Genomic DNA, 16,456 nt, shown 5'->3' on the forward strand with positions numbered 1-16,456 from the left:
CACACCAAAGCCTTCATCGGCCCAGAGCAAATTGCCAATGCCCAGCACACAGATGCTGGCAGGCTTGTCACCACAGGGGTGACAGGCGGTTTCGGGTGAGGTAGTGGACATGGTGAGCAACCAAAGGTTGAATCAGAGAGGGGAAGGAGAGAGCGCCGCTTTGACCGATGTGGTCAAGCTTGCGGGCAACACACCCAGCGGTGAACGCGGCGTGGGTACTGGGCTTTGTTCAACGCACAATTCGGCGCACAAACGCTTCCATGCGTGAAAGCTGTCCCAAGCCGCTTGCTGGGTCAGCCAAAAACCCACCTCAATGCCAAATTGACGCGCACAGCGAATGGCGGTGTCGGGCGTCATGGTGCGCTGCCCATGCACCAACTCATGCAAGCGACGGCGTGACATACCCAGCAGGCGAGCCGCTTGCGATTGCGACAAGGCCAGTGGCTCTAAACAATAACGCGCCAACAACCGCCCTGGATGGGGCGGTGTGCGCAGGGGAACACCGTGCGGCGGCAGGGGCTGACGGTGGCGTGGCACAGCAGGTCAGTCTTTGAAGCTGCGGTGGCCGGAGATCATGGTGCTGACAATGCTTTGACGGCCCATGATGTCTTCTCTGATCGCGGCATACACATGCAAGATGATGAACACAATCAAGACCCACATGCCCACATGGTGCCAAGTGTGTACGTCTTGTGATTGCCCCATGAGTGGAATCACCCAACCGAACACCCTGTTTGCCCATGAGCCGGCTTGTGTGCCTTCGCCATAAAGTGCAAACCCAGTGAACAGCATGAACACCGCCGTGAAAAAGAACATGAAGAACATGGCCAAGCGTGCCATGGGGTTGTGACCCACATAACGATTGGGACGCTCGGCGATGAAGGCGTACCACTTGACCATGCTCATCACCTCTTGCCAATATGCCTTGTTGGTCAGTGGCAAAGTGAAGAGTTCACGTGCGTGGTGGTTGCCGACAAAGGCCCAGTAAATGCGTCCCAGCAAGCCCACGGCAAAGAGGTAGCCTGCTGTGAAGTGGGCAAAGCGGATGTAGCCCATGAGGAAGTGGTCACTGGCCTCACCGGGCATCGTGGGCAAGGGTGAACCGATGAAGTAGCCCGTCAGCGCCAAGACCGTGATTGCCAAGGCATTGATCCAGTGCCACACACGCACAGGCGCTTCATACACATAGACGGACTTGGTGACCTGACCCTGCGCCACCGCCTGTTCATCCACGCCTGTGGCATCAGCGACTTGAGTAGAGCTTGACATGGCAGTCTCCTTCAGGTTCAAACAAATTGACCAAGCAAACACAGACCCGCACTACCCACCGCCGTGCCCAGCACCAACGATGCCGTGCGTGCCGACCATGCGCGACGCACGCACACCGCCGTGAACGCACCCGCCACATGGAGAGCCGCTGTTGAGAACACAAAACCCAGCACATAGCCAGACGCTTGGCCAACGGGGGCTTCCATGCCGTGCGCCAACCCGTGCAAGAGTGCCGAGACAGCCACCACGCACAAGCCCAAGCCTTGAGCCACACGCGAGACACTCAGCAACGGCACCAGCAACATCACGGCGAGCAAGAGCACACTCACAGCCATCAAGGCTTCGAGGTTAGTCACACTGCCACCCGTCATGCCCATAAGGGAACCAGCGAGCATCATCAGCAAAAAGGTCACAGGGCCGATGGCCGCTTGCCGAGCAGGCAAAGCCAGCACAGACCACATACCCACAGCCACCATGGCCAGCAAGTGATCCCAGCCAAAGGGATGCGACACACCTTCAAAGAAGCTGAACGTGCCGTGGCCTGCATGCGCGTGTGCGCTACCTGCCAGCATCGCCATCAAGAGGACGAAGAGGTGATTTCGATTGACGATTTTCATTTTTTAACTCCTTCTTTCATGCAGGTTGAATGGCATGCGCTTTAGCGCACCGTCACGCAACTCATTTCTTGGCCCTCTTCGCTCATCACGTGGGTCGAGCAAGCCAGGCAGGGGTCAAAACTGTGCAGGGTGCGCAAGATTTCCAAGGGCTGCTCGGGATTGACCATGGGGGTGTTCATCAAGCTGGCTTCAAACGCGCCAATCTGGCCTTTGGTGTCACGCGGACTGCCGTTCCAGGTGGTGGGCACAACGCACTGGTAGTTCTCGATCTTGCCGTCCTTGATCTTGATCCAATGCCCCAACATGCCGCGCGGTGCGGCCACCGTGCCCACACCTTTGGCTTCTTTGGGCCAAGTGGCTGGATCCCACTTCTCGATGTTGGCGGTGGCAGTGTCGCCCGCCTTGATGTTGCTGATGAGTTGCTTGAAGTCATCCATCATCATTTCAGCGGCGTATTGGCTCTCCAGCGCACGTGCCAGTGTGCGACCAATCGTGGTGGGCAGCAGTTGCTTGAGTGAGTAATTGGTTTCAGGCAAGCCCAGCGCTTTGGGGATGGCATGGTTGATCGCTTGTGCAGAGGCATCGACTTGCTCTTTGACGCGTTGGCAATACTTATTCCCCTGCAAGGCATGGGCATAGCCCAAGATGTAGCGCGACAAGGGGCCGACCTCGACCGCATGACCACGCCAGCGAGGTGACTTGATCCATGAGTACTTGGCACTTTCATCCAGCTGTTGAATTTTGGTGCGCGTACCTTTGAAGTTCGGACCTTCGGGTTTGTAGTTGGCTTCGGTCACACCATCCCAAGGGTGCAGGCCTTTTTTCTCGTCGGCATATTTGTACCAACTGTGCGAAACAAACTCTTGCACCTGCTCTGGGTCGCGCGGGTCAATGGTGTGGATTTTGTTCCAGTCACCGTTCAGGATGACACCGCCTGGCAACTGGTGTGTGCTGTGGTCATAAGGCACTTTTTCATAGGTGCCGTAATCCGCCACATTCGTAGCCGACAAGCCACCGCCATAGAGCCAACCCGCTTGCTTGTAAATCGTGCCAATCGCCAACACGTCTGGGATGTAGACGTTGTTGTTGAAGTCGATCATTTCCTGAATCCGTGCTTGCACGAAATTCAGTCGCTCCATATTGATGGGGGCACCTGCGGCACCGTTGCCATCGATATTGATCGCGCAAGGCACACCACCGACCAAGTAGTTGGGATGGGGGTTCTTGCCGCCAAAAATCGTGTGGACTTTGACCCACTCTTTTTGCAAGTCCAAGGCTTCCAAGTAGTGGGTGACCGCCATCAAATTGGCCTCGGGTGGCAACACATACGCCTTGCTGCCCCAGTAACCGTTGGCGAAGGGGCCGAGCTGGCCGCTTTCGACAAATTTTTTCAAACGGTTTTGCACATCGCGGAAGTAACCTGCGGACGACAACGGATGGTGCGGCGACACCAGTTGCTGCAACTCACTGGTTTTCTTGGCGTCGGCCTTGAGTGCAGACACCACATCCACCCAGTCGAGGGCATGCAGGTGGTAGAAATGAACGGCATGGTCATGCACCTGCAAAGTTTTGGCCATCATCTCGCGGATCAAATGGGCATTCAGCGGAATCTTGATGCCTAAGGCATCCTCCACCGCACGCACTGAGGCGAGCGCATGGCAACCTGTGCAGACACCGCAAATGCGCTCCACAAATGCCCAGGCGTCGCGTGGGTCGCGCCCTTTGAGAATGACTTCCAAGCCGCGCCACATCGTGCCCGTGGAGACGGCGTTGCGGATGACGTTGTTGCTGTCGACGTTGACCTCGCAACGCATATGTCCTTCAATGCGTGTCACGGGGTCGACAACAATGCGTCGTCCCGTGTTGTCCATCTTGAAGCCTTGTGTTTCGTAAGCACCCATGTGTGTACCCTCTGAATGTGTGATTTATGCCGATGGTGTTTTTGCGGTATCGCGGGCACGCTTGGCGACGGAGACGGCCGCATGTGCAGCCACTGCGGCACCGACCACCGCAGCGGCAGTCCCACCAATTTGGTCGGCATTACCTTCCACACCAAACTGATGAATGTCAGTGAGACGGTTGTAGAAAGAACCTTTGTCCCAGAAACCATCTTCGGAGCAACCAATGCAACCGTGGCCTGCTTTGATGGGGAAGCTGGTGCCCTCGTTCCACATTACCGTGGAGCAAGCGTTGTAAGTGGTAGGCCCCTTGCAGCCCACCTTGTAGAGGCAATAGCCTTTGCGTGCCGACTCGTCATCCCACGCCTCAACAAATTGCCCCGCATCAAAGTGGGGGCGGCGGTAGCACTTGTCGTGAATGCGCTGGCTGTAAAACATCTTGGGACGGCCTTGACGGTCCAACTCAGGAATCTTGTCAAAGGTCAGCATGTACGTGATCACGCCCGTCATCACCTCAGGGATAGGCGGGCAACCTGGCACCTTGATGATCGGCTTGTCGGTGATGACTTTGTGAATCGGCGTGGCTTGCGTGGGATTGGGCTTGGCCGCTTGCACACAACCCCATGAGGCACACGAGCCCCAAGCGATGATGGCTTTGGCATCTTTGGCCACGTGCTTCAATTTTTCGATGAAGGGCTTGCCTGATTGAATGCAGAACATGCCGTCCTCATTCAAGGGTGGGTTGCCCTCGACCGCCAAGATGTAGTTGCCCTTGTACTTGGTCATGATCTCTTCAAGCAGCGCTTCTGCTTGGTGGCCCGCTGCGGCCATCAAGGTGTCGTCGTAATCCAGTGAAATCATGGACAACACCACATCTTTGGCCAAGGGGTGCGCACTGCGGATGAACGACTCTGTGCAGCAGGTGCACTCCAAACCATGCAGCCACAGCACGGGCGTGCGTGGCTTGTTCTCCATCGCATGTGCAATCTGGGGCACAAAAGACGGCGCCAAACCCAATGAGGTGGCCGTCAGCGAGCAGTACTTCAAATAACTGCGACGCGAAATGCCTTTGCGACGCATGACCTCGTAAAAGGTTTCCATTGTGGGTGTCTCCATGAATAGTCATCGATCTACCTCAAACACCGCACGTGATGGACGCGCACGATATTCAGGCCTTCGATAGATGACAGCAAGTCACAGGCCAACTATTCAGAACCTAGGGAAACCACCGTGAAGCCACCACAAAGTGTTGCCAGCGTTAAGTCTTTTTTGTGAAGTTCATGGTGTCTGGTTTTTCAGACCGCAGAGAAAATACACCGAGCTTCCAATCAAGAAACAAAACGGCAGCGCACCTTCCGTCTCGTTGATGGACGCGCAGCCTCACACGCCTTTATTGCGCATCCAATCTGCTGTTTGGAAAAAACTGTGCTTCAAACGTTCGCGCAAACCTTGGGGCACTTCGGTTTCGCCCATGGCTTGGTCCATGCAGGCGACCCATTGGTCACGCTCTTTGATGCCAATCGCAAACGGCATGTGACGCATGCGCAAGCGCGGGTGGCCGTGTTGCTCAACGTAGTAATCAGGGCCACCCAACCAACCGCACAAGAACATGAACAAGCGCTGACGTGCATTGGCCAACTCAGGGCCGTGTGCGGCGCGCAGCTCGGCGTAGGCAGGCTCCAAATCCATCAAGTCGTAAAAGCGTTCGACTAACACGCGCACACGCGCTTCACCACCAATCCATTCGAAGGGCGTATTGAAGGGGGATTTCTCTTCGATTTGCATACGTTCATTTCATTCAAAGCATCGATAGCGCATGGCGACACATCACTGGCTGGCTTGGCGCAAAGTCTGCGCCACGGGTCGGCGCAATACATCGCGCAAACCCCACCAGCCAGCAGCCAAGGCCAACAATGCACCTACCACCGTGCCCAACAAAAGCACCCACGGGCTGGCCGTCCATTCAAACTCGAACGCAAAGTGGGCCAAGCCCCAGCCCATGGCCATGGCCACGCTGCTGGCTAACACACCTGCCAGTGCGCCCACGCCTGCCAACTCGGCACGCTGCACATAGGCCAGCAATTGGTTGGACGCCCCCAAGGCGCGCAGCACCGCGTATTCACGCGCCCGCTCTTCGCGTGTGGCGGTGACGGCGGCAAACAGCACCACCAAGCCCGCCGCCAAGGTGAACAAGAACAAACACTCCACCGCACGCACCACTTGGTCCAACACGGTTTGCACTTGGTTCAAGGTCGCGCCCATGTCCACACTGGTGACGTTGGGGAAGCGACTGATGAGTTGGTTGTCAAAACTAGGCACAGGCTTCACCCAATGATTGCTCGCAGGGGTGGGGGGGCTTGCACTTGCCGACGTGTCAGCAGCACTCACCATCGCCGTCGCACGCTGAGGCGCACGGAAGGCCGCAATGTAGGTAGTAGGCACATCAAAGCCTGCACCTGTGCGCAGGTGGCTGACGGGGTACATCACAAAGAAGTTGGCACGCATGGATGTCCAGTCGACACGCCGCACCGAGGTGATGCGGGACTCGTGCAGCACGCCCGCCATGTCAAAGCGCAAGGTGTCGCCGAGTTTGAGCATCAAGGTTTTGGCGATGCCTTCTTCGATGCTCAAGGCATCGGGATCTTCGGCTTGCCATGCCCCTTGCACCAGCGTGTTGTGTGCAGGCGGTGCGGCGTTGAAGGACACATTGAACTCACGGTCCACCAAACGCTGTGCGCGTTCTTCGGTGTAGCTGTCGGGCGTGACGGTGATGCCATTCACCGCCACCAAACGCGCACGAATCATGGGATACCAATCGAGCTTGCTCACGCCTGCTTCGTGCAGTGTGGCAAGAAACGGTTCGGCCTGCGTCGGTTGGATGTTGATGACAAACCGATTCGGCGCATCCGCCGGCGTGGCATTGCGCCAACTGCTGATGAGGTCGGTGCGCAGCAACACCAGCAGCGCCAAGGCCAGCAGCCCCACCGCCAAAGCGCTGACTTGCACCACGGCATACATGGGGCGGGCACTCACCTGCCGCGTGGCGAGCATGAGCCACGGTGGCGCAGCACCCTCCACCACGCTACGACGCAACACGACGACGGCCAACCCAGCCATGGCCGCAAACAACAGCACGGCCGCCGCAAAGCCACCCACCACCATGAGACCCAATTTCAAATCACGGCTCACCGCCACCAGCAACACCGCAAAGCCTGTCAGCCCTATGGCCCACACACTGAGTGTGGTGGCTTTGAGTTCTCCCACGTCACGGCGCATCACGCGCAAGGCAGGCACGCTGGCGAGTTGCAACACAGGCGGCAAACCAAACGCGAGCAACAAGGTCAGGCCCGTGCCCACACCGTAAACCACAGGCCACACGCTGGGGGCTGGCAAGGCGGTGTCGACCAAACCTTTGAGCAGGCTCACAAACAGCAGATGCACGGCATAGCCCAGCGCCAGCCCTAAGCCACTGGCAAACGTCCCTACCCACACAAACTCGGCGGTGTATGACAACGCAATGTGGCGTTGGCTCAAGCCCAACACGCGCAGCATGGCGCAGTCGTCCAAATGACGCGCTGCAAATGCGCGCGCTGCAAGTGCGACCGCTACCGCGCTGAGCAAGGCGGCGAGCAAAGCCACAAGGTTCAAGAACTTACCTGCACGGTCCAAGGTTTGGCGCATCTCGGGGCGGCCTGCTTCCAGCGACTCCACGCGCACGCCGCGCACCTCTTGTTTTTTGCTCTCCGTCTCGGCCCAGGCTAAAAAGTCTTTCACACGGGCGTCGTTGCCCACCACGGCATAGCGCCATGTCACACGGCTGGCGGGTTGCACCAAGCCTGTGGCTTTGAGGTCCGCCGTGTTGATCATCACGCGAGGTGCGAAGTTCATGAAACCCGCGCCACGGTCCGACTCTCGCACCAGCACGCGGCTGATGCGTAAGTGACTGTCGCCCAGCATCAAGGTGTCCCCCACGTCCAGCCCCAAGGCTTCTAAACCGCCGGGCTCGACCCACGCTTCGCCACTGGCGGGGATGGTGGTCGTTTTTTCGAACGTTGTGGGGGTGTCAGCGGTGCTGTTCAACGCCAGTTGTGCCTGTGCCAAACTGCGGGCCACATGCAACTCACCACGCAACGGATAGCCAACTTCAACGGCTTTGAGCGCCACCAAGCGGCTGTTGGCCTCTGCGCCGCTGTGCGATTGGCCACGCGCCATGGTGGGAAAACTCAAGGTGCTCACGCCTTGCAAGCCTGCTTGTTGGGCACGTTGCACGATGTGTGCGGGCGTGGCTTGGTCACTCACCACCACCGCATCGCCGCCTAGCAGTTGCCGCGCATCGCGCTGCAAACCCGCATTCAGACGATCCGCCAAAAAACTGACCGAGCTGAGCGCCGCCACACCCAACGCCACAGCCACCACCAGCAAGCGCAACTCGCCTGCACGCGCATCACGCCACAGCGTCCGCCACGCTTGCGTCCACCAAGTCACGCCCACACATGGTACCTGCGTGGCAGCGGGTGATGAGGGGGTCAGACGCACAGGAGACAAGCCCGCACTCATACCTCCGCCACCTTGTGTACGCCGCCAACGGCAAGCGAAGGGTCTAGCAACAAGCGCTCTGGTGCGGTGTAACAGAGGAAGTGTTTGTTTGTCGCGCGACCAATCGCGCACAGTTGCAAGCGTGTGGCCATGTCGTAGCCCATTTGCGTGATGCCGCTGCGCGACACCGCCACCGCCACACCCATCTGGGCGGACTTGATCACCATCTCGCTGGTCAAGCGGCCCGTGGTGTAAAAAATAGAGTCTGTATCCGCTGTGACACCCTTCATCCACATCCATCCCGCAATGGTGTCGATGGCGTTGTGACGGCCCACATCTTCGACAAAGATTTGCATGTCTTCACTACTGAACAGTGCACAGCCATGCACCGAACCTGCGGATTTGTAGGTGGTTTCTTGCAAGCGAATGACGTTGAGCACGGCGTACAAACGCGCTTGGCTGATGCGTGCATCGGGCAGTGTCAGCGTGTCGATCTCCCCCATCAAATCACCAAACACACTGCCCTGCCCGCAGCCAGTGGTGACCACACGTTTTTCGGTGCGCGCGGCAATGTCGGCAATGCCGTGGCGTGTTTTCACAGCAGCCACGCCCGCACCGTCTTCTCCCGCATCCCAATCGACGGTGATGGATTCGACCTTGCCCACCTCACCCACCAAACGCTGGTTGCGCAAATAGCCCAGCACCAACCACTCTGGGTGTGTCCCCAAGGTCATGAGCGTGACGATTTCACGCTTGTCCACATACACCGTCAGCGCGCGCTCGGCAGGAATGGACACCTGCTCACGCACGCCGTGCGCGTTGACCACCTCGATGTGGCGGGTCAGTTCGGCTTGGGCTTGCGTGAGGTGCGGCAACACAGACGAGGAAGAATCTAAAAACATAAGCTAAGTAGGCTACAACAAAAAGGGCCGGCACTTCTCAGTGCGGCCCGATGAACAGCAAAGCTGTGTGGATTACTTTTTTGTCGGTGCAGCTGGTGCGGTAGCTTTGACGGCGGCGGCAGTCACGGCAGGAGCCGATGCAGCAGCAGTAGGCGCAGAAACCGCCGCCTCTGGCGGTGTGTAGACAAACTTGCCGGGGTCAGCGCAAGGGAGTGTCGCAACGGGCTTGCCTGCTTTGGCCTTGTTGGTCTTTTGCACATGCGCGGCCACTTTGTCTTGTGACTTGCACAGCAAATAGCCATCGACTTTACCCGCATGCGCAGTTTTCGCAGCCGCCTCAGCGGCTTTGGCTTTGGCTTCGTCGTTGGGGGCAGGCAATTTGGCCGTCGCCGTGGCGCTGACAGCCACCAAGATCAGTGCAAAGAGTCGTTTGTTCATGTGTGTTCTCCTGTTCAGCGCATCAAGCGTGCGCTGTGGTGCCCGAACTTTCGGTGCGATGAGCGGGAATCTTGCCAGCCTTGATGTCGTCATGCCAAAGCTCATGGTGCTCTTTGGCCCACGTCTCATCCACATAGCCGGTCTTCATGGCTTTGTAGGCACCTTCCATACCGATGGTGCCCATGTAGATGTGACCGATGAACATCGCCATCATCAGCAGCGTCGCCACGGCATGCACCATGTGCGCGATTTGCATGGTGCTGCGCTCGTATACCAAGAACGGAATGATTTTGTCGAGCACAAAGCCCGAAGCCACCACCACCAAACCGAGTGCGAACACGCCGCCCCAAAACACAATTTTTTCACCTGCGTTGAAACGGTGCGAAGGAACTTCGTGGCCACTGAGCAAACCGCCGCCTTTGATGAGCCACACAAAGTCTTCTTTGCTCGGCAGGTTGTCTTTCAAAAACGTGATGAAGACCACCGTCAAAGACACCGCAAACAAAGGACCCGCAAAGTTGTGTGCATTCTTCAGCAAGTACGTGAGCCAACCAAACAACGTGTCACCAATAATGGGCTGCATGAAAAACTTGCCAAACGCCATGGTGATGCCAGACAGCGCCAAAACCACGAAGGCGATGGCGTTGGTCCAGTGGGCCGAACGCTCAAACGGTGTGAAGCGTTCGATCTCCACACCCGTCGCACGGCCATGCAACTTAATCATGCCTTTGCGCCAGTAGAAAACACCCACCGCTCCCAACACAATCAGCAGCAGTGAGCCGCCGTAGGGAATGATCCAGTTGTTGCGCACTTGACGCCAAGCTTCACCACCGTTGGTGAGGCGTGAGCCGGGGTATTGCACAAAGGGTTGAATCAACACGCCCGCCTCTGGCGCTTGCGACTTGGGCAGACTGCTGTAGCCTTCCATGCCCGCACCCACACCACGCCACATGGGCGCATTGTTGCCAGGCTGGACTTTGCCGCGTTCGCTATTGGTTTGCTCGGCATAGCCAGGCGCATCGCTGGCGTCAGGCTTGACGTCTTGGATATTGACGCTTTGGATGGCCGAAGCCTTCGCCGGCGCTTTGTCTTGTGCCACAGCCGACAGTGCGAACACCGTCAGAGCTGCACACAACACCGATTGAAAAGAGCGGTACATGATGTGCCCCTTGGTTTACGGTGCGCGACTGTGGTCGTTCATGCCGTATTGGCCGCGTGTGCGCAGGTGTTGCTCCCAACTGGTTTTGTCACCGGCGGTCCAGCCTGCTTCTACAAAACTGTTGCTTGCACCGCTGAAAGCCGTGGCATCGTTCTTGGTGCCGAGGGTTTGGGCTTTCTCACCGCAAGCGGTGAGTGCCGCCACGCTCAACAGGAGGATGGAAATGCGTTGCATCATTTCTTCACTCCTTCAACTTTTGCGGTTGCTTGACCGACTTGCTTAGAGCCGTAGGCCGTGCCCCAGCCCCACACTTCAGCGCCCTTGTTGCGTTTGACCACGCGATTGCGGAAGATGTCAGCCACCATGTCGCCGTCACCGGCGAGCAAGGCTTTGGTCGAACACATTTCGGCGCACGCAGGCAACTTACCTTCGGCCAACCGGTTGCGACCGTATTTTTCAAACTCGGCATGGCTACCATTGGCTTCTGGGCCACCGGCACAGAAGGTGCACTTGTCCATCTTGCCGCGCACACCGAAGGTGCCTTGGCTTGGGAACTGAGGTGCGCCGAATGGGCAAGCGTAAGAGCAGTAGCCGCAGCCAATGCAAATATCTTTGTCGTGCAAGACCACGCCTTCGTCGGTCTTATAGAAGCAGTTCACAGGGCAAACGGCCATACAAGGTGCGTCCGAGCAATGCATGCACGCGACGGAGATGGATTTCTCGCCAGGCACACCATCGTTCAAAGTCACCACACGGCGGCGGTTCACACCCCATGGAACTTCATGTTCATTTTTACAAGCGGTGACACAACCGTTGCACTCGATGCAACGCTCTGCGTCACAGATAAATTTCATGCGTGCCATTTAGTTTCTCCTTAGGCGCGTTCGATGTTGCAGACGGTGGTTTTGGTTTCTTGCATCATGGTGACGCTGTCATAACCATAGGTGGTGGCGGTGTTGACCGCTTCACCGCGCACGATGGGCGCTGCCCCTTTGGGGTAGTACTTGAGTATGTCTTCACCTTGCCAGCGACCCGAAAAGTGGAAAGGCATCCACACAGTGCCCGTGTCCACTCGCTCGGTCACCAAGGCCTGCACATTCAAGCGTGCACCTGTGGGGCTGTTGAGCCACACACGCTCACCGTTGCGAATACCACGGTCTGCCGCCGTCTTAGGGTTGATCTCGACAAAGGCTTCTTGCTGCAACTCGGCCAACCATGGGTTGGAACGGGTCTCTTCGCCGCCACCTTCGTACTCGACCAAACGGCCCGAGGTGAGGATGAGCGGGAACTTCTCGTGCACCTTGTCGGCAATGTTTTTGTCTTGCACGGTTTTGTACAAGGTGGGCAGACGCCAGAACACTTTTTTGTCGGCGTGCGTGGGGTACTTTTCCATCAAGTCAGGGCGCGTGCCGTACAAAGGCTCACGATGCTGCGGGATGGGATCTGGGAAGTTCCACACAACCGCACGCGCCTTGGCATTACCAAACGGATGGCAACCGTGGTTTTGCATGAAGACGCGCATCATGCCTCCCGAATTGTCAGTCTTCCAGTTTTTACCTTCGGCCAATGCTTTTTCAGCATCGGTGAGCTCGTCCCACCAGCCGAGCTTCTTGAGCAGCACGTGGTCGAGCTCGGGGTAGCCGGTGGTGATGTCTGCGCCTTTGGAGTGCGAGCCATCTTCCGCCAACAAGTTTTTGCCGTCCTTCTCGACACCAAAGTTAGCGCGAAAGTTACCGCCGCCATCCATGACGTGCTTGGAGGTGTCGTACAGATTCGATGTGCCGGGGTGCTTGAGCTCGGGCGTGCCGTAGCAAGGCCAAGGCAAGCCGAAGTAGTCACCACCAAAGTCGTAGCCGGTTTCTTTGTCTTTGCCGCCTTTGGACTTGAGGGTCTTGACGTCAAACAGATGCATGTTGCGCATGTGCGCTTTCAAACGCTCTGGGCTTTGGCCGGTGTAACCAATGGTCCAGACCGACTTGTTGATTTCACGCAAGATGTCTTCGGGTATGGGCTCGTCCATGCCTTTGACTTTTTGCAGCTTGTAGTTCTTAGCCAGCTCTGGACCAAACCCCAATTTTTGTGCGAACTGATACATGATCATGTGATCAGAGCGGCTTTCCCACAAAGGCTCGATGACCTTCTCACGCCATTGCAAGGAGCGGTTCGAGGCCGTGCATGAGCCACTGGTTTCAAACTGCGTCGCTGCGGGCAACAGGTACACCGCACGATTGGGGTTGAGATCTTCGGTTTTGCCTGGCATCGCAGCCATCGCGGCGGTGGCTGAAGGGTAAGGGTCAACCACCACCAACAAGTCCAGCTTATCCATGGCGCGCTTCATCTCCAGACCACGGGTCTGCGAGTTCGGGGCATGGCCCCAATAGAACACGGCCTTGAGGTTGCTGTCTTGGTCGATGAGCTCGTTTTTCTCCATCACACCATCAATCCAGCGGGACAAGGTGATGCCAGGCTTGCTCATCATGCCAGGGTTGGCAAAGCGGCCTTTGATCCAATCGAACTCAACACCCCAAGCCTTGGCGAAGTGTTTCCATGAGCCTTCCACCAAGCCGTAGTAGCCGGGCAACGAGTCAGGGTTAGGCCCCACGTCGGTGGCGCCTTGCACGTTGTCATGGCCACGGAAAATATTGGTGCCGCCACCAGACTTACCCAAGTTGCCCAAGGCCAACTGCAAGATACAAGAGGCACGCACGATGGCGTTGCCTGTGGTGTGTTGGGTTTGACCCATACACCACACCACCGTACCGGGGTTGTTTTCGTGCAACATCTTGGCCACGAGGGTCACTTGTTCAGGCGACACACCACAGACCTCTTCGACTTTGTCGAGGGTCCACTTTTCCATGACTTCTTCTTTGACCTTGTCCATGCCGAACACGCGGTCGTTGATGTACTTTTTGTCTTCCCAGCCATTTTTGAAGATGACATGCAACAAACCAAACAAGAACGCAATGTCAGAGCCTGAGCGAATACGCACGTATTCGTCAGCCTTGGCCGCTGTGCGTGTGAAGCGTGGATCGACCACGATCATCTTGCAGCCGTTTTCTTTGGCATGCAGCATGTGCAACATGGACACAGGGTGCGCTTCTGCCGCGTTAGATCCGATGTACATAGCGACCTTGCTGTTTTGCATATCGTTGTACGAGTTGGTCATTGCACCATAACCCCAGGTGTTGGCCACACCAGCCACGGTGGTGGAGTGGCAAATACGGGCTTGGTGGTCGCAGTTGTTGCTACCGAAGTAGCTGACAAACTTGCGCAACAAGTAGGCTTGCTCGTTGTTGTGCTTTGACGAGCCAATCCAGTACACACTGTCTGGGCCCGAGGTTTTGCGCAGCTCCAGCAGCTTAGCGCTGATTTCGTCAAGCGCAGTGTCCCAGCTGATGCGTTCGTACTTGCCGTTGACCAACTTCATGGGGTAACGCAAGCGGAACTCACCGTGGCCGTGCTCACGCAAGGCCGCACCTTTGGCGCAATGTGCACCAAGGTTGATGGGGGAGTCAAACACAGGCTCTTGGCGAACCCACACGCCGTTTTCCACCACGGCATCGACTGCGCAACCCACGGAGCAGTGCGTACAAATGGTGCGTTTAACTTCAATCTTGCTTGCGCCGTCGCCCGACAAAGCGCCGGAAGCTTGGGCTTTTTTGACCAAGCTCAATTGCGTTGCAGCCAAGCCTACGCCAATACCCAAACCTGAGTGGCGCAAAAAGCCGCGACGATCCAAGGTCGGCAAGGCCTGTGACAAGCCGCGTTGCAAGCGGCCAACGAATGCAGAGCTGCCAGCAGTTTTGGCAGACGTATTGGTTTTACGAGTCAACAACATAGGGGGCTCCTTCAGACGCGCGTCGTCTGGTAGTAACGCTTGACGTGTTCGCTCAAGCTGTAGCCGCCACCGTTTTCGGGTGCGGGAGGGAGTTTGTTCAATTCAGCGGAGGGGACAGGGATGCCGGGCAGTGCTGTCACTGCGGCAGCAGCAGCACCTGCGGCACCCATAAAAAATCCACGGCGCGACGGAGTCGCGAGGTCCTTGGCTTGTTCTTTTTGCATTGTTTGCTCCTCATGATGTCGTGGATATGCACGACTTTGCATACTGCACCAACGATACGCCATTGTCCACTACGTATTAACGTCAAAAGCCTTTGTCGATTCACAGGAATACGCCTCTGACACGGCTTGCTTGTCGCGCATGCGTCACGCTTACCCCTCAAAAGAAGAAGCAAAGCGGCTGTCGGTCTTTAAGCCAACATGTCAAAGCCTTGCGCTTCGACGCTCACAAACGCACGTGTCAGCTCGGCCAACGCAGCGTAAAAACGGGCACGCGGCGTGGCTTGCAAGGCCTCACACAACGCGGGCATCCACGTTTGCACATGGGCAGCAAAGAACTTGGCTTGCTGTGTGAGGTTGGACACAGAGACATCCTCACCCGCCACCAAGAACCGCATGGCCTCAAACACATAAGACACATGGTCTTCGGTTTCGGACATGGTGGCATCGTCACGCCCCAAACCCAGCGCGGCCAAATCAGTACGCAATTGGGCCAAGGGCTTTTCATTCAAAAAACCAGTCAAGTAGTGCGAGGCGTACACATACACCTCAGGCTTGCCCACACCCCCGAACAAGGTGTGGTGTTCGTTTTGAATGCTCGCGTCATCCATCTCACGCGCCACACCCACTAACTGACGCCAAGGCTCTTCGAGAAAGCCTCCCGAGGTAGGTGCATCTGTGGGGGCCACGCGCAATTGCGCCAGCAGCTCAGGGCGGGCAGGCGCGTAGAACAACTCGGAAATCAAACCGTAGAGCTCGGCGCGTGCGGTTTCTTCATCAAGGGCAGAAGATAAATGGGGTTCAGTCATACAAATAGTTAAACGATTTTTTGTTCGTCGCCAGCAGAGTAAATATCAATCACGCGGCAATCGCCACACATCTTGAGACGCTCCAGCGCAGGACCTTGGAACATGGCGTGACCCGCGAGTTTGCCAATCATGGATTTGATGCCTTTGAGCGTGCCAAACGGCTTGCCGCAACGCACGCAACCGTAAGGCTGGGTTTCGTTGAGCACGCGCACTTCTTTGCGTTGCGGCGTCAGCAACAAACGCGGCACCAGCTGAAGCGCTTTTTCAGGACAGGTGCTGACGCACAAGCCACACTGCACACAGTTCTTTTCAACAAAGCGCAATTGCGGCGTCTGTTGGTTGTCTTGTAAAGCGTTGGCGGGGCAGGCGCTGACGCAACTCATGCACAAGGTACAGCTGTCTTTGTTCACCTCGACCGAGCCAAACAGAGAACCCTGTTTCGGCAAGGCCAAAGCCTCGGGCGCTGCACTGGTTTTCAAAACGGGTGCATGTTCGAGCAAGTGGTCTATCACCATACTCAAGGTGCTGCGCTTGTCAGCCATCACCGCAAACGTAGCAGCAGGCACCGTGCTGTTCAGGCGCTGCTTGCCTGTGGTGCGGCGTTGCAACTCGGCATCGAGTTCTAGGACTTGCGTGGCGTGAACCAGTTGCACAGGCATCTGTGCAGCTTTGGCATAACCCAAGCCTTCGAGCATGGCCTGCGCTTGGGCCATTTGCGCTTGCAAACCGTCGGCGTATTGCGGGGCTTCTTCGGCGGTGTGGAGCACCA

16 protein-coding genes are annotated in these 16,456 nt (G+C 57.1%); all 16 read right to left on the minus strand.

The genetic code is table 11. From position 1 onward, the window contains the following. Window positions 1–132 precede the first annotated feature (132 nt). On the minus strand, window positions 133–537 hold the full coding sequence (locus tag RMS03_RS05320) for a HigA family addiction module antitoxin (protein ID WP_310626060.1): 405 nt from the start codon (window positions 535–537) through the stop codon (window positions 133–135). 6 nt (window positions 538–543) lie between these two features. Continuing rightward, window positions 544–1,269 (minus strand): Ni/Fe-hydrogenase, b-type cytochrome subunit, encoded by a 726-nt coding sequence (gene cybH, locus RMS03_RS05325; protein WP_310626061.1) that lies wholly within the window; start codon window positions 1,267–1,269, stop codon window positions 544–546. A 17-nt stretch (window positions 1,270–1,286) separates the two neighbouring features. Then, window positions 1,287–1,886 carry a HupE/UreJ family protein gene (locus RMS03_RS05330; RefSeq protein ID WP_310626062.1) on the minus strand — a complete coding sequence of 200 codons (600 nt, stop codon included), beginning with the start codon at window positions 1,884–1,886 and terminating at the stop codon, window positions 1,287–1,289. Window positions 1,887–1,927: 41 nt separating this feature from the next. Continuing rightward, window positions 1,928–3,787 carry a nickel-dependent hydrogenase large subunit gene (locus tag RMS03_RS05335; protein WP_310626063.1) on the minus strand — a complete coding sequence of 620 codons (1,860 nt, stop codon included), beginning with the start codon at window positions 3,785–3,787 and terminating at the stop codon, window positions 1,928–1,930. A 24-nt stretch (window positions 3,788–3,811) separates the two neighbouring features. Continuing rightward, the gene (locus RMS03_RS05340) at window positions 3,812–4,885 is read right to left on the minus strand and encodes a hydrogenase small subunit (RefSeq protein ID WP_310626075.1); all 1,074 of its coding nucleotides are present in this window, start codon (window positions 4,883–4,885) and stop codon (window positions 3,812–3,814) included. Window positions 4,886–5,164: 279 nt separating this feature from the next. Further along, window positions 5,165–5,569 carry a group II truncated hemoglobin gene (locus tag RMS03_RS05345; protein ID WP_310626064.1) on the minus strand — a complete coding sequence of 135 codons (405 nt, stop codon included), beginning with the start codon at window positions 5,567–5,569 and terminating at the stop codon, window positions 5,165–5,167. Between the two features lie 42 nt (window positions 5,570–5,611). Then, entirely contained in the window at window positions 5,612–8,275 is a 2,664-nt protein-coding gene (locus tag RMS03_RS05350; RefSeq protein ID WP_405023503.1) for an ABC transporter permease, read from the minus strand. Between the two features lie 62 nt (window positions 8,276–8,337). Beyond that, window positions 8,338–9,222, minus strand: a complete 885-nt coding sequence (locus RMS03_RS05355; protein WP_310626066.1) for a formate dehydrogenase accessory sulfurtransferase FdhD — start codon at window positions 9,220–9,222, stop codon at window positions 8,338–8,340. Window positions 9,223–9,294: 72 nt separating this feature from the next. Further along, a complete protein-coding gene (locus RMS03_RS05360; protein ID WP_310626067.1) occupies window positions 9,295–9,660 on the minus strand; it encodes a hypothetical protein in 366 nt (121 codons plus the stop codon). A gap of 22 nt (window positions 9,661–9,682) precedes the next feature. Beyond that, entirely contained in the window at window positions 9,683–10,819 is a 1,137-nt protein-coding gene (locus RMS03_RS05365; RefSeq protein WP_310626068.1) for a formate dehydrogenase subunit gamma, read from the minus strand. 15 nt (window positions 10,820–10,834) lie between these two features. Then, window positions 10,835–11,056 carry a hypothetical protein gene (locus tag RMS03_RS05370; RefSeq protein WP_310626069.1) on the minus strand — a complete coding sequence of 74 codons (222 nt, stop codon included), beginning with the start codon at window positions 11,054–11,056 and terminating at the stop codon, window positions 10,835–10,837. Then, on the minus strand, window positions 11,053–11,682 hold the full coding sequence (fdh3B, locus tag RMS03_RS05375; RefSeq protein WP_310626070.1) for a formate dehydrogenase FDH3 subunit beta: 630 nt from the start codon (window positions 11,680–11,682) through the stop codon (window positions 11,053–11,055). Before fdh3B ends, RMS03_RS05370 begins: the two co-directional genes overlap by 4 nt. An 11-nt stretch (window positions 11,683–11,693) precedes the next feature. Further along, window positions 11,694–14,657, minus strand: a complete 2,964-nt coding sequence (locus RMS03_RS05380; protein WP_310626071.1) for a formate dehydrogenase subunit alpha — start codon at window positions 14,655–14,657, stop codon at window positions 11,694–11,696. Between the two features lie 11 nt (window positions 14,658–14,668). Further along, window positions 14,669–14,881 carry a formate dehydrogenase gene (locus RMS03_RS05385; RefSeq protein ID WP_310626072.1) on the minus strand — a complete coding sequence of 71 codons (213 nt, stop codon included), beginning with the start codon at window positions 14,879–14,881 and terminating at the stop codon, window positions 14,669–14,671. A gap of 188 nt (window positions 14,882–15,069) precedes the next feature. Next, entirely contained in the window at window positions 15,070–15,687 is a 618-nt protein-coding gene (locus RMS03_RS05390; RefSeq protein ID WP_310626073.1) for a molecular chaperone TorD family protein, read from the minus strand. Window positions 15,688–15,695: 8 nt separating this feature from the next. Further along, window positions 15,696–16,456: 4Fe-4S dicluster domain-containing protein (locus tag RMS03_RS05395; RefSeq protein WP_310626074.1), on the minus strand; the 761-nt coding region annotated here is incomplete at its 5' end.

The sequence above is a fragment of the Limnohabitans sp. genome, assembly GCF_031538885.1.
In the GTDB taxonomy this organism is placed as follows: Bacteria; Pseudomonadota; Gammaproteobacteria; order Burkholderiales; family Burkholderiaceae_C; genus Limnohabitans.